General features: G+C 74.5%; 13 protein-coding genes. 9 read left to right on the top strand and 4 right to left on the bottom strand.

Annotated features, from left to right (window positions below; translation table 11 throughout):
• The first annotated feature begins 203 nt into the window (after window positions 1-203).
• The 7 genes from ML5_RS08675 to ML5_RS08645 all read left to right on the top strand — a co-directional run bounded on the left by ML5_RS08675 (window position 204) and on the right by ML5_RS08645 (window position 6636).
• Complete coding sequence (locus tag ML5_RS08675) at window positions 204-650, top strand: hypothetical protein (protein ID WP_030269842.1); 447 nt, start codon at window positions 204-206, stop codon at window positions 648-650.
• The gene (locus tag ML5_RS08670; RefSeq protein WP_013474432.1) at window positions 647-1090 is read left to right on the top strand and encodes a ferritin-like domain-containing protein; all 444 of its coding nucleotides are present in this window, start codon (window positions 647-649) and stop codon (window positions 1088-1090) included. The genes ML5_RS08675 and ML5_RS08670 overlap by 4 nt, the downstream gene beginning before the upstream one ends.
• Window positions 1091-1159: 69 nt before the next feature.
• Window positions 1160-1741 (top strand): PadR family transcriptional regulator, encoded by a 582-nt coding sequence (locus tag ML5_RS08665; protein WP_013284661.1) that lies wholly within the window; start codon window positions 1160-1162, stop codon window positions 1739-1741.
• Window positions 1742-1760: 19 nt separating this feature from the next.
• Window positions 1761-2492, top strand: a complete 732-nt coding sequence (locus tag ML5_RS08660) for an ABC transporter ATP-binding protein (protein ID WP_013284660.1) — start codon at window positions 1761-1763, stop codon at window positions 2490-2492.
• Entirely contained in the window at window positions 2489-5170 is a 2682-nt protein-coding gene (locus ML5_RS08655) for an FtsX-like permease family protein (RefSeq protein ID WP_013474431.1), read from the top strand. Before ML5_RS08660 ends, ML5_RS08655 begins: the two co-directional genes overlap by 4 nt.
• Window positions 5171-5338: 168 nt before the next feature.
• Window positions 5339-5806 (top strand): nitroreductase family deazaflavin-dependent oxidoreductase, encoded by a 468-nt coding sequence (locus ML5_RS08650; protein ID WP_013284658.1) that lies wholly within the window; start codon window positions 5339-5341, stop codon window positions 5804-5806.
• A 101-nt stretch (window positions 5807-5907) separates the two neighbouring features.
• A complete protein-coding gene (locus ML5_RS08645; RefSeq protein ID WP_013474430.1) occupies window positions 5908-6636 on the top strand; it encodes a hypothetical protein in 729 nt (242 codons plus the stop codon).
• A gap of 21 nt (window positions 6637-6657) precedes the next feature.
• Here the strand turns inward: ML5_RS08645 and ML5_RS08640 are convergent, their stop codons facing one another.
• Together ML5_RS08640 and map are read right to left on the bottom strand one after the other, a co-directional pair.
• On the bottom strand, window positions 6658-7374 hold the full coding sequence (locus ML5_RS08640; protein WP_013284653.1) for a VIT1/CCC1 transporter family protein: 717 nt from the start codon (window positions 7372-7374) through the stop codon (window positions 6658-6660).
• A complete protein-coding gene (map, locus tag ML5_RS08635; RefSeq protein WP_013284652.1) occupies window positions 7371-8228 on the bottom strand; it encodes a type I methionyl aminopeptidase in 858 nt (285 codons plus the stop codon). Before map ends, ML5_RS08640 begins: the two co-directional genes overlap by 4 nt.
• A 94-nt stretch (window positions 8229-8322) precedes the next feature.
• Between map and ML5_RS08630 the strand changes: the two genes are divergently transcribed.
• A complete protein-coding gene (locus ML5_RS08630) occupies window positions 8323-8634 on the top strand; it encodes an STAS domain-containing protein (protein WP_030269851.1) in 312 nt (103 codons plus the stop codon).
• Between the two features lie 76 nt (window positions 8635-8710).
• Window positions 8711-9277 (top strand): GNAT family N-acetyltransferase, encoded by a 567-nt coding sequence (locus ML5_RS08625; RefSeq protein ID WP_013474428.1) that lies wholly within the window; start codon window positions 8711-8713, stop codon window positions 9275-9277.
• A gap of 9 nt (window positions 9278-9286) precedes the next feature.
• Here ML5_RS08625 and ML5_RS08620 read toward each other — a convergent pair whose 3' ends face one another.
• Window positions 9287-12970 carry a SpoIIE family protein phosphatase gene (locus tag ML5_RS08620; RefSeq protein WP_013474427.1) on the bottom strand — a complete coding sequence of 1228 codons (3684 nt, stop codon included), beginning with the start codon at window positions 12968-12970 and terminating at the stop codon, window positions 9287-9289.
• A 204-nt stretch (window positions 12971-13174) separates the two neighbouring features.
• On the bottom strand, window positions 13175-13885 hold the full coding sequence (locus ML5_RS08615) for a gamma-glutamyl-gamma-aminobutyrate hydrolase family protein (protein WP_013474426.1): 711 nt from the start codon (window positions 13883-13885) through the stop codon (window positions 13175-13177).
• Window positions 13886-13921: the final 36 nt, after the last annotated feature.

Genomic DNA, 13921 nt, shown 5'->3' with positions numbered 1-13921 from the left:
GGCGATCGGCCCGCCATACCGGCGCGCCACCGGGGCGTCCGCGCCCGGTGGTTGCGCAGAGCGTAACGCTAACGACCGCCGACGGACCCGGCGGCGCACCGAGACCCTGACCCACGAGACGGCGCGAATGGTGTTGACTCTGTCAGGTGGGGATCGGCAGAACACCATCCGACCAGGTCAGAGCGGGGCATTCCCGGCGCTGGCTGCTGCGCGCCGGCGGGCTCGTGGCGCTCGGCGGCGCGACCGCGCCGCTGACCGGTTGTGATCTTTTCGACCGCGACGAGGAGCCACCGGAGCCGGACGCGCTGGAGCCGCTCGTCGCCGAGGCGCTCGCGCTGGAGGCCCGCTACCGGGCCGCCGCCACCGCCGACCCGGCGCTGGCCGGGCGGCTCACCCCGATCGCCGACGCGCACCGGGCGCACGCCGAGGAGCTACGCCGCGTGATCGGCCGGCCGGCGCCCTCCGGCACACCGGCCGCCGGCTCGGCGAGCGCGCCCGCGCCCGACGCCGTGCTCACCGAGCTGCGCCGGGCCGAGCAGGAGGGCCGGACGAACGCGGCCAAGGCGTGCGCGGCAGCGCCGGCCGAGCGGGCCGCGCTGCTCGGCTCGATCGCCGCGGCGCGGGCCACACACGTGGAGGCGCTCAAGTGAACAGCCCGACGACCGGCCCGGCCTCGGCGCTCGCCGACGCGCTCGCCGCCGAGTACGCGGCGATCTGGGCGTACGGGGTGATCGGTGTGCACCTGACCGAGGCGGCGCGTACGGCGGCCCGTGCCGCCGAGGCGGCCCACCGGTCCCGCCGCGACGCGCTGCTGCTCCAGCTCGCCGAGGGCTCCGGGCAGGTGCCCGCCGACCGGGCCGGGTACGCGCTGCCCTACCCGGTGACGGACCGGGCGAGCGCGCTGCGCCTGGCGGTGGAGATCGAGGAACGGACGGCCGGGCACTGGCGGGCCGCGCTGCCGCACACCACCGGCGCGGACCGGAACACCGCGCTCGCCGCGCTCACCGACTGCGCGTTGCGCGCCACCCGCTGGCGGCGTACGGCAGGCGTGACGCCGGTCACCGTTCCGTTCCCGGGCCGCCCGGCCTGAGCGCGACGCCGGTCACCCGGCGGAACCCTCCGGTTGCGTAGCGCATACCAGGTATGCATACTCGCGGTCATGTCCATCCGTCACGGCCTGCTCGCCCTGCTCGAACGCGGCCAGATGTACGGCTACCAGCTCCGTGCCGCGTTCGAGGAGTCCACCGGGTCGACCTGGCCGCTGAACATCGGACAGGTCTACACCACGCTGGCGCGGCTGGAACGTGACGGCCTGGTCCGCCCGCTGCCGGAGAACGAGAGCGGGCAGCGGCCGTACGAGATCACCGACGCCGGACGGGCGGACCTGGCGCTGTGGTTCGCCACGCCGATCAGCCGCGCCGACCGGCCGCGCGACGAGCTGTCCATCAAACTGGCGCTGGCGCTGACCACCCCCGGCGTCGACGTGCGGTCGGTGGTGCAGACCCAGCGCACCGCCACCATGCGCGCGCTCCAGGAGTTCACCCGGTTGAAGTACACGAGCGACAAGCCGGAGGATCTACCCTGGCGGCTGGTGCTGGACGCGATGATCTTCCAGACCGAGGCCGAGGTGCGGTGGCTCGACCACTGCGAGACGAGCCTGGTCCGGCACCGCCCGGCGCCGATCCGGGCGGTCGACCACCCCGAGGCGGTGGACCGGGCCGGCGACGAAGCCCGCCGGTGACCCGGCACGGGAGGCGCTGATGGACCCGATCGACGGGGTGCTGGAACTGCGTGACGTACGCCGGACCCACGGCGCCGGTGAGGCCGCCGTGCACGCGCTGCGCGGCGTGAGCCTGACCGTACGGGCCGGTGAGCTGGTGGCGGTGATGGGCCCCTCCGGGTCCGGCAAGTCCACGCTGCTGGCGCTCGCCGGCGGCCTGGACCGGCCCACCGGCGGCGAGGTGGTGGTCGAGGGCGAGACCCTGGTCGGGCTGTCCGCCCGCGAGCTGGCCCGGCTGCGGCGCCGCCGGATCGGGTACGTCTTCCAGGACCTGAACCTGCTCGGCAGCCTGACCGCCGTGGAGAACGTGGCGCTGCCACTGGAACTGGACGGCACCGGCGTACGGGCGGCCCGCCAGCTGGCGCTGGCCGCGCTGCGCGAGGTCGACCTGGAGGACCTGGCCGACCGCTTCCCGGACCAGATGTCGGGTGGCCAGCAGCAGCGGGTGGCGATCGCGCGGGCCCTCGTCGGCGAACGCCGCCTGGTCCTCGCCGACGAGCCGACCGGCGCGCTGGACTCCCAGACCGGCGAGGCGGTGCTGCACCTGCTGCGCCGCCGGGTGGACGCCGGAGCGGCCGGGGTGCTGGTCACCCACGAGGCCCGGCACGCCGGCTGGGCGGACCGGGTGGTCTTCCTGCGCGACGGGGTGATGGTCGACTCGACCGCCCCGCTGATCGGCGTCGACCACCTGCTCAGCGGCAGCACCCGGTGACCGGCGGCCGCCTCGCCGCCGTACGCGGGTCGTGGCGGACCGCGCTGCGGATCGCCCGCCGGGAGGCCCGGCGGTCCCGGCGGCGCACGCTGCTGGTGCTGGTGATGATCGCGCTGCCGGTGTTCGGCCTCAGCTTCGCCGCGGTCAGCTACGACATGGGGGATCTGACCCGCGCCGAGCGCATCGAGCGCCAGCTCGGCGGCGGCGACGTCGCCCTGCGCTGGGACAGCCTCGCGCCGGTGACGCAGGACGCCTGGGGCGAGTCGGCCTGGCCGGTCCAGGGCGAATGGGTGTCCCGGACCCGCCCGGCGACCGCCGAGGAGGTGCGCGCGCTGCTGCCCGAGGGCAGCCGGCTGGCTCGCACCCGCTGGTGGATGACGTTCTCGACACGGGTGGACCGGCACGTCGAGTCGCTCGAGGCGCGCGCCGTCGACCTGACCGACCCGCTCACCCGGCCGCTGGCCCGGGTACGCGACGGCCGGCCACCGGTACGCCCCGACGAGATCGCGGTCAGCCCGACGGCGCTGCGCCGGCTGGAGACCCGCATCGGCGACCCGGTACGCACGATCGACGGCGCCACGTACCGGGTGGTCGGGGTGGTGGAGTATCCGGACAACCTCCGGGACGTGATCACGCTGCCCGCTGTGACCTCGGAGGGCATGGCCGGCAGCGACACCTGGCTGGTGGACCTGCCCGGCCCGCTGGAACCGGGGCTCGTGGACCGGCTGAACGCGCAGGGCATCCAGGTCGTCGCGCGCAGCCCGCTGCCGGGACGGCAGGAGTTCACCCGCGGCATGTCCGTACCGGACGCCGACGAGGCGGGCGTCGTCGGAGTCGTCGGCGGGCTGGGTCTGCTGGAGGTGGTGCTGCTGGTCGGCCCGGCCTTCGCGGTGAGCGTCCGGCGCCGGCGGCGCGACCTCGCGCTCGTCGCGGTGGCCGGTGGCGACGCCTCCCACCTGCGCCGGATCGTGCTCGCCGACGGGGTGGTGCTCGGCGCCGGCGGGGCTGCCCTCGGCCTGCTGCTCGGCATCGGTGCCGCGTTCGCCGGCCGGCCGATCGTCGAGCAGTACGTGCTCGGGGAGCGTCTCGGGGCGTACCGGATCTTCCCGGCCGCGCTGGTGGCGATCGCCGCGACGGCGGTGCTGGCCGGGGTGCTCGCGGCGATGGCGCCGGCCTGGGCGGCGGCCCGGCAGGACGTGGCGACCGGCCTGGCAGGCCGGCGCGACGCGACCCGGCCACGCCGCCGCTGGCTGCTGGTCGGGGTGGCGCTCACCGTCGCCGGGACCGCGATCGCCGCGTTCGCCGCCGGCCGCACCTCGCAGACCGGAGTGCTGGCCGGTGTCGCGCTGGGCGAGCTGGGGCTGGTGTTCTGCACCCCGTCGCTCGTCGGCGTGCTGGGCCGGGCCGGGCGGCTGCTGCCGCTGACCCCCCGGCTCGCGTTGCGCGACGCCAGCCGCAACCGGTCCTCGGCCGCGCCCGCCATCTCCGCGGTGATGGCGGCGGTGGCCGGAAGCGTCGCGCTCGGCGTCTACGTGGCGAGCGACGAGACCCGCTCACGGGCGCTCTGGCAACCCGGCCTGCCGCCGGGGAACGTGCTGCTCACCCACTCCGGTGAGACCCCGGCGGACCCGCCCTCGGCCCAGGTAGTCGCCGGCCGGGCCCGCGCGGTCCTGTCCGACGCCACAGTGGTGTCAGTCGCGATCCCCGGCTGCGCCGGCGACGTCCGGGAGAAGGACGACTGCAGCCCCTACGCGCTCATGCCGCAGGCGCAGCAGTGCCCGTACAGCTCCTCCGACCCGGTCATCCCCGATTCGGCCCGGCGGGATCCACGCTGCGTGAGCCCCTTCCAGGAGCCCGTCGACGTCTACCTGCCGGCGCTCGTGGACGACGGCGCCGCGCTGCCCGCGCTCACCGGCGCGCCGGACGACGAGCTGGCCGCCGCGCGCCGGACGCTCGCCGCCGGGGGCGTGGTGGTCACCGACGCCCGGCGGGTGGTGGACGGGCAGGTCCGGGTAGAGGTCAACTACAACTCCGGCGGCCCGCCCACCGGGCGTCTCCTGCCCGCGTACGCGCTGCGCGGCGGTCTCACAGTCGACCGGCTGGTGCTCTCCCCCGCCGCCGCGGACGCGCTCGGCCTGTCCGCCGTGCCGATGGGTTACCTGCTGGACACCGCCGGCTCGCCCACCGACCGGCAGGTCGAGATGCTGACCGACGAGCTGTTCGACATCGGGCCCATGTCCGCGCAGGTGGCGACCGCCGAGCCGCCGTCGGACCAGCGCTCGATGCTGCTCCTGCTGGCGGTGGCCTCCGGGGTGATCACGCTGGGCGCCGCCGCGGTCGCCACCGGCCTCGCCGCGGCCGAGGGCCGCCGGGACCTGTCCACGCTCGCGGCGGTGGGCGCCGATCCCCGGGTACGCCGCCTGCTGTCGCTCTGCCAGGCCGGAGTCATCGCGGTGCTCGGCTCCGCGCTGGGCATCGTCGCCGGGCTCGGCTCCGCCGTGGTCGTCCTGTCCGCGCTCAACCAGCGGTACGCGGAGTCCTGGCCGGTGCAGCCGCCGTACCCGGTGACAGTGCCCGGCGTGACGCTCGCCGCGCTGGTCGTGGTTCCGCTCGTGGCGATGGGCGGCGCAGCGCTGTTCACCCGGTCCCGCCTGCCGATCGAACGTCGGCTCGACTGACCGTCCCGCCATGATCGACACCACTTCCGGCCATGATCGACACCATTTCGCCGGAGTGGCGGTATCGCGGTGGGGTGGATGCCACCACTTCGGCGAAATGGAGTCGACCTTGGGCGGACTGACCGTCCGAGGGATGACGGGGCACCCCGCGGACGGCACACTTGTCGGATGTCAGCCCTGGGAGCCCTCACCCGCCGTCTCGGTCACCAGCGTTGGTTCGGCGCCACCATGCGCCTGCTCGTCCCGGCCGACCGGCTGGTCGGCCGGATGACGAAGGGCCGCGTGGTCGCCTTCGGGCTCGTGCCCACGCTGGTGCTCACCTCCACCGGCCGCCGCTCCGGCAAGCCCCGCAGCAACCCCCTGGTGTACGTCCCGGACGGCGACGCCTACGTGGTGATCGGCTCGAACTGGGGGCAGCAGCACCAGCCGTCCTGGACGTTCAACCTGATGGCCGACCCGGCCGCCGAGGTGGACGTCAAGGGACGCCGGATCCCGGTCACCGCCGAGCAGGTCACCGGCGAGGAACGGGAACGGCTGTTCCAGCGGCTGGTGCAGGAGTGGCCCGCGTACCGCACGTACGTCGAGCGGGCCGGTGGCCGCGAGATCCGCGTGTTCCGGCTGGTCCCGAACGCCTGAGCGCCCTCGCCGCAGACGCGCACAATCCGACATCCGCGCCACCGGGGCGGCCCGGCCCGATCTGGCTAGGGTTGCCGCAGGCGACCTGTCGGAGGTGGACCGTGGCGCTCGACGTGAACGCCGAGCGGCGTCTGGGCGACCCGCGATGGCAGGTGGCCGAGCGCGTCGGTGACGCCGTCCTGCGGCGGTTCCCGGCCGATGTGCTGGCGGTCGCCGTTCACGGTCCGCTCGCGCACGGCGACGACGACGGCGGCGGGGACCGCGAGGTCGGACTGCTGGTCGTCACCTACCGGCCCGGCGCCGGACCGCCACCCGCCACCCGGCGGGTGGACGGGGTGCTCGTCGACCTGACAGTGGCCGGGGCGGACGACTACCTGCGCCGGGCGACGACGATCACGTCCCGCTGGCCGCTGGCCGCGGACCGGTACGTCACCACCCGCGCCCTGCACGATCCGACCGGCTGGCTGCGAAAACTGCGCGACGAACACCTGGCGCGCCTGGCACGCGCCCGGCCGGCGGAGTTCACCGGCGCCGCGCGGCAGGCGTGGTACCGGGGCAGCGCGGCGCACGCCCGCGCGTTGCGGCTGGCCGAGTGGTACGAGACGGACCAGGCGCTGCTCATGCTCGGCGAGGCGCGGCTGGCCGCCGCGACAGTGCAGGGACTGTTCAGCCGCACCTACTTCCGCGACCCCGGAGATGCGGTGCGGCGTACCGGGCTGGCCGGGGCGGACATGACCGAGGTGGGTGCGGCGCTGACCCGCCAGGCCGAGGAACTGGCCGCCCGGGGGCGGCCGGTCGACGGCACCGTCGACGACCTGCTGGACGGCTGACGGCCCGCCGACGGCCGACCGTCAGCCGATGCCGCCGCCGACGCCGATCAGCGCGCCGATCAGGTAGGTGGCGCCGGCCGCCAGCGCGCCGAGCAGCAACTGCCGCAGACCGGCACGCCACCAGGCGCGGTTGGTGAACCGGGCCACGATCGCACCGGCGACGAAGAGGCCGACGCCGCCGACGCCGAGCGCCAGCCAGAGGCTGGTGAAACCGAGCAGGTACGGCAGCAGCGGCACCAGCGCGCCGATCGAGAAACAGATGAACGACGAGATCGCGGCGGCCCACGGGCTGGGCTGGTCGTCGGGGTCGACGCCCAGTTCCTCCCGTACGTGCACCCGCAGCGCCTCCTCCGGGTTGGCGCGTACCGCCTCGGCGACCTGCGTCGCCAGCTCGCGGGGCAGTCCACGGGCGACCCAGGCGTCGGCCAGTTCCCGGGCCTCCGCCTCCGGGTGGCGTTCCAGCTCGCGCCGCTCCTTGGCCACCTCGGCGGCGACCTGCTCGTTCGCGGACCGGACACTCGTGTACTCGCCGAGGCCCATCGAGATGGCGCCGGCCACCAGGCCGGCCGTGCCGGTGAGCACCACGCTGCGCGGCGACACCCCGCCGCCGCCCACGCCGGCGATCAGCGCGATGTTGGTGACCAGTCCGTCCATCGCGCCGAAGACGGCCGGACGCAGCCAGCCGCCGGAGACGTCCGCGTGGTGCGCCTCGCGCAGTGCCGCAGGGGTGTCGGTCACGGCAGCGTCAGGATCTCGTAGCCGTCGTCGGTCACGACGATGGTGTGCTCGAACTGGGCCGTCCACCGGCGGTCCTTGGTGACCACCGTCCAGCCGTCGTCCCACATGTCGTACTGGTAGGTGCCGAGCGTGATCATCGGCTCGACGGTGAACGTCATGCCGGGCTCCATCACGTCGGTGGGGCGCGGGCTGTCGTAGTGCGGCACGTAGAGGCCACTGTGGAACGCCTCGCCGATGCCGTGCCCGGTGAAGTCGCGGACCACGCCGTAGCCGAAGCGCTTCGCGTACGACTCGATCACCCGGCCGATGACGTTGATCTGCCGCCCCGGCGCGATGGCCTTGATGCCGCGCATCATCGCCGTGTGGGTCCGCTCGACCAGCAGGCGGGCCTCCTCGCTCACCTCGCCCACGCAGAACGTGGCGTCGGTGTCGCCGTGCACGCCGTTCAGGTACGCGGTGACGTCGACGTTGATGATGTCGCCGTCCTGGAGCACCGTGGTGTCCGGGATGCCGTGGCAGATCACCTCGTTGAGGCTGGTGCAGCACGACTTGGGGAAGCCCCGGTAGCCGAGCGTCGACGGGTAGGCGCCGTGGTCGCAGAGGAACTCGTGCACCACCTTGTCGATCTCGTCGGTGGTCACCCCGGGCTTGCAGTGCTCACCGGCGAGCTGGGTGGCCTGGGCGGCGAGACGCCCCGCGACGCGCATCTTCTCGATGGTCTCCGGCGTCTGCACGTGCGAGCCGCGCCACTCCTGAGGACGCTTCTTACCCACGTACTCCGGGCGTGGGATGTGGGCGGGGACCGCTCGCCACGGGGAGAGCGTGCCGGGGGTCAGCGGCGCACGGACGGTCATGACGCAAGCCTATCGCCGGGACCGGTGTGCCCCTCGCCACAGGCCCGCCGGGCAGGTTGTTGCCGTGCCGCAAACGCTGTGCCATTGTTGCTCCGTGGATCAAGGGGGCGCGGCGCCCGTCTTCTCCGTGACGGCGCAGGCCGACGGCGACCAACTGCGCGTCCAGGTGACCGGCGAGGTCGACATGGCGACCGCCGACACCATGTTCCAGACCGCGCTCCGCGAGCCCGCCAAGCGGCTCACGCTCGACCTGCGGGCGGTCACCTTCTTCGACTCGGCCGCCATCCACGCGGTGGTCCGGCTCGCCCAGCGGTTCCCGGACGCGTTGACCGTGCTGCCGTCGCCGCAGGTCCGGCGCGTGCTGGACATCTCCGGCCTCGGCGACCAGGACTGGCTCGCCGGCTAGATCGAGGGCTGCTCCCCGCGTGAACGCCGTCGACGCGGGACAGCGGGCGGCCCGGCCCGTCACTACGGTGCGGAGGATGGACAGCTCCCATCCGTCGATGGCCGGCGTCGTGCACGAGGCGCCCGGCTCGACCGTACGACTGCGCCCGGTGGCCGAGGACGATCTCGCGATGCTGCGCCGGTTCGCTGTCGAACCCGGGCTGATCGGCCTCGACTGGGCCGGCTTCCAGGACGCCGCCGCGCCGGCCCGCCGCTTCGCCGAGGACGGCTATCTCGGCGACCGGAGCGGTGGCCTGATCGTCCAGGTCGAGCCCCCGGACGCGCCGGTCGGTTACCTCAGCTACCTGCAGCGCGAGAGCGGGCGGGCACCGTACTGGGAGATCGGGATCGTGCTGCTGCCCGAGTGGCGCGGCCGGGGTCTCGGCTGGCGAGCGCAGGCGCTGCTCTGCGACTACCTGTTCAGCCACACCCCGGCGCAGCGCATCCAGGCCGGCACCCATCCCGAGAACGCCGCCGAGCAGCGGTCGCTGGAGAAGGCCGGCTTCCAACTGGAGGGAGTTCTGCGGTCCTGCGAGTTCCGGGCCGGCGCCTGGCGCGACGGGTGGCTCTACAGCCGGCTGCGCGACGACCCGTCGCCGCTGTGACCGGCCGCCTCAGCGTCCCGAGGGCGGCGCCTGATCGGCCAGCCGGCGGCGCAGCGTCAGCTCGGTGCCGTTCGCGGAACGGGTCACGTTCATCTCCCCCAGCGCCTGGATCAGCGCCAGCCCGCGCCCCCGGAAGGTCGACCCGCTCGACTCCCGCCAGCGTCCGCTGTCCCGGATGGTCGCGGTGACCGTACGGTCGGCGATCGTCACCTCGACCTCGATCGTCGGGTCCACCGGGTCGACCGGGTGCTCGATCGCGTTCGCCGCCGCCTCGGAGACCGCCACGGTCAGGTCGAACAGGTCGGTCTCGCCGACCTGGTGGGCGACGAGGAAGTCCTCCAGCCGCTTGCGGAGCACGCTGAGCCGGGTCGGGTCGGCGGGCAGGCGCAGCGCGAACCGGTTCAGTTCGGCCGCCTCCAGCGCGAGCACCGCCACGTCGTCGTGCCGGGACCGCTCGGCCACCCGGGCCATGACGGCGTCGACCAGGTCCGCCACGTGCCCGGCGCGCGCCGTCGCGTCGGCCCGCAACTGGCCCAGCCCGGCGTCGATGCCCGCGGACCGGTCCTCGATCAGGCCGTCGGTGTAGAGCAGGAGCCGGTTGCCCGGCGCGAGTTCGCCCTCGGCGGCCGGGTAGACGGCGCCGGGGATCGCCCCGATCGGCGGTCCGAGAGCCCGATCGTGCAGGAACGCCACGTCGTCTCCTCGGATCAGCAGGGGTGACGGATGACCCGCGCTCGCGTACCGGATCCTGCCCGTGCGCGGGGAGAAGCCGAGGCAGACCACAGTGGCGAAGGAGCTGCTGCCGGCGGAGTGGACCAGCCGGTTGAGCCGGGTCAGCGCCTCGCCCGGGTCGTAGCCCTCCAGGACGTACGCCCGCAGCGCGTTGCGGAGCTGGCCCATCGCCGCGGCGGCCCGCACGCCCTTGCCCACCACGTCGCCGATGACCAGCACCAGGTCGTCGTCGGCGGTGGCCATCACGTCGTACCAGTCGCCGCCGACCTCCACGTCGGCGCTGCCGGGCAGGTAGCGGCTGGCCACCACCGCGCCGGGCAACTGCGGCAGCGTACGCGGCAGCAGGCTGTGCTGGAGTGTGGTCGCGATGTGGTGCTCGGCCTCGTAGAGCTGGGCGTTCTCCAGCCGTACGCCGATCAGCCGGGCCAGTTCGGTGAGCGCCGCCTCCTCGGTGCCGCCGCCCTCGCGGCGCCACACCCGCAGCTCGCCGAGCTGCTCGCCGGCGGTGCCGGTGAGCGGCAGCACCACTGTCGGCTCGGCGGGCAGGTCGCCGCCGGCGTCCTCCTCGTGGCGGGCTCCGGTGGCGGTTACCCGGACCCGTCCGGCCTCGGCCAGGCGCAGCGCGTGCCGAGCGGCCACCCGGACCACCTCGGCGGTGGAACGGGCAGTGTTGATCTCCACAGCGGCGTCGGCGAGTGCCCGCAGCCGGCGGATGATCTGCCCACGCAACTGGCCCAGTTCGACGTTGGCCCGGACCCGGGCCACCAGCTCCTGGCTGGAGAAGGGCTTGGTCAGGTAGTCGTCGGCGCCGGTGGACAGACCCGCGACCTCCTCGGCGGCGCCGGCCCGTGCGGAGAGCAGCACGATCGGCACGTGCCGGGTGGCCGGCTCGGCCCGCAGCGCGGCGACCAGCCCGAAGCCGTCCAGCCGGGGCATCATCACGTCGGTCAGCACCAGGTCGAACGGGGTCTCGACGGCCAGCCGCAGCGCCTCCACGCCGTCCGGCACGGCCACCACCTCGTACGCCGGGGACAGCAGCCGGACGACGTGCTCGCGCAGGTCGGAGTTGTCGTCGGCGAACAGGATGCGACCGGACCCACCCGGCGCGCCGGACGCCTCCGGCAGCCCGGTGGGGCGGGCCACCTCGTCGGTCCAGAGCGCCGTCTCGGCGACGTACAGGCGGGCCTGCTCCGGTTCGGTCAGCGGGACCGGAGACAGGGCGGCCACCCGGTCGGCGGGCAGGTGCGCGTACCCGAAGGGCATGGTCACGGTGAACGTGGTGCCCCGGTCCACGACGCTGTGCGCGGTCACCGTGCCGCCTTGCATCTCGACCAGCTCGCGGACCAGGGCGAGCCCGATGCCGGTGCCCTCGTGGGTACGCGAGCGGGCGCCGGCCACCCGGTGGAACCGCTCGAAGACCTGCGGCAGTTCCTCCGGCGCGATGCCGACGCCGGTGTCGGTCACCTCCAGGACGGCGGCGCCGTCGTCCGCGCGGACCCGGACCCGGATCTCGCCGTCGAACGTGAACTTGACCGCGTTCGACAGCAGGTTGAGGACGATCTTCTCCCACATGTCCCGGTCGACGTAGACCGGCGCGGGCAGCGGCGGGCAGTCCACCACCAGGCGCAGCCCGGCCCGCTCGGTGGCCGAGCGGAACGTGCTGGCCAGCCGGGAGGTGTAGTCGGACAGGTCGGTGGGCTGGTAGCGGGCGGCCAGCCGGCCGGACTCCAGCCGGGAGAAGTCGAGCACCGTGTTGACCAGCTTGAGCAAACGCAGCCCGTTGCGGTGCATGACGGTGAGTCGGTCGAGGTACCGCTCGGGCAGCTCCCGGTCGGCGAGCATCTCCTCCATCGGCCCGAGGACCAGCGTGAGCGGGGTCCGGAACTCGTGGCTGACGTTGGCGAAGAAGTTGGTCTTGGCGCGGTCCAGCGCGGCCAGCTCGGCGGCGCGGGCGCGTTCCTGCTCGTACGCCCGCTGCTTGCCCACGGCCCGGGACACCTGTGCGGCGACCAGGTCGACGAAGTCGCGGTAGTCGTCGGTGAACGGCAGCCGGCGCGACACCCCGAGCAGCAGCGCGCCGGCCGGCTCGTTCGTGGCGGTCAGCGGCAGCAGGAGCGCCTGGCCGGCGGCGTCCGGCGGCACCGCGCCCGGCAGGTCGGCGGTGGCGATCCAGCGCGGCTCGGTGAACGGATCGCCCTCGGGCAGGCCGGGCGGCGGATCGGCGACGGTGGCCGGATCCACGCCGGAGCAGCCGCCCGGCACGAGTGTGCCGCGCTCGTCGGCGAACCACAGCGCGCTGAACGGCACGTCGGCGCGGTGGGCGTCGAGCACCCGGGTGACGGCCTGGCCCAGTTCGAGCATGCCGGGTACATCGCCCAGCTCGTTGCCCAGCTCGGCGAGGGCGCGCAGCCGGCGCTCGCCGAGCACCCGGCCGGTGGTCTCGTTGACGAAGCAGAACAGACCGCCGACGGTGCCGTCGGCGCTGCGGATCGGGTCGTACGAGACGTCGAAGTAGACGTCCTCCAGGAAACCGTGGCGGTCGAGCACGAAGGGGTGGTTCTCGCCCCGGTACGGCACGCCGGTGCGGCGCACGCCGTCCAGCAGCGGGCCGAGCACGTCCCAGGTCTCCGCCCAGTGCAGCCGGGCGGGCTGCCCGATCACGGCCGGGTGCTTGTCGCCGATGGTCGGCCGGTAGGCGTCGTTGTAGAAGGCCAGGTGCTCCTCGCCCCAGAAGACGACCATCTGGGCGCGGGACGACAGCATCGTGCTCACGGCGTGGCACAGCGCCGCGGGCCAGCGGTCCGGGCTGCCGAGAGCGGTGGTGGACCAGTCGAAGCCGCGCAGCCGGCCGCCCATCTCACCGCCGGCGGCGAACGCCGCGGCGAGCAGTGGCGGTAGGGACGCCTCGCCGGCCGCCGGGGACGAACGACCGTCCTCCCCGCCCCCGTGGGCCGAGCTCATGCAGCCTCCCGCTCCGGCCATGATCATGACGGCCGGCGATTCTCCGCCGACCGTCCCCGCCTACTACCCCGACGGACGAGCAACGTAACGCACCCGCACCGTTCGACGCTGCTTACCTCCGCCTCATCCTGGCGTAACCGACGCTCCGGGGCGACTCGGGCGGTCCTCGCCTGGTCGGCGGGCCGCCGATTCGGCTGTCCGCACCTACGAAACGCGGGTGTGTGATCTGGCCGACATCGCGGCCCGGACCAGCGCGGCCACGGGCCGCGGCTCGGCCTCGTTCTCCGGATGCCACTGCACCCCGAGCACGAAGCGCCGCGCCGGATCCTCCACCGCCTCGATCACCCCGTCGTCGGCCCAGCCGGTCACCGCCAGGCCGCCGGGGTCGGCCACCGCCTGATGGTGGTACGAGTTGACCCGGTCCACCCCGGCCATCACCTCGGCGGCCCGGCTGCCGGCGGCGAAGCGCACCGGATGCGACCCGTAGACGCCCGGCGCGGGACGGTGCCCGTCGTGCCCGACCACGTCCGGCAGGTGCTGGTGCAGCAGGCCGCCGTACGCCACCGCCAGCAGTTGCATCCCCCGGCACACACCCAGCACCGGCAGGTCCGCGGCGAGCGCGGCGGTCAGCAGCGTCGTCTCCCCCGCGTCGCGCTCCGGCCGGCTCTCGGTACGCGGGTCCGGCGGCTCGCCGTACCGCTCCGGGCCGACGTCCGCGCCGCCGGCCAGCAGCAGCCCGTCCAGCAGCCCCAGCACGTCCGCGTCGGCGTCGTCCGGGGGCAGCACGACGGCCCGGCCGCCCGCCGCGGTGACCGAGCGGACGTACGCGTGCGGCACGAGCGTCGCCGGCACGTCCCGCCACACCGCCCAGCCGGCCGGCTCGACGTACGCGGTGATGCCGATGACCGGCCTCATAGTGCCGGCCTGGTTCGCGACTGCGGGGCTCGCAAG

The organism is Micromonospora sp. L5 (assembly GCF_000177655.2).
GTDB classification, from domain to species: domain Bacteria; phylum Actinomycetota; class Actinomycetes; order Mycobacteriales; family Micromonosporaceae; genus Micromonospora; species Micromonospora aurantiaca.
This window is presented reverse-complemented; position numbering and strand designations above follow the sequence as displayed.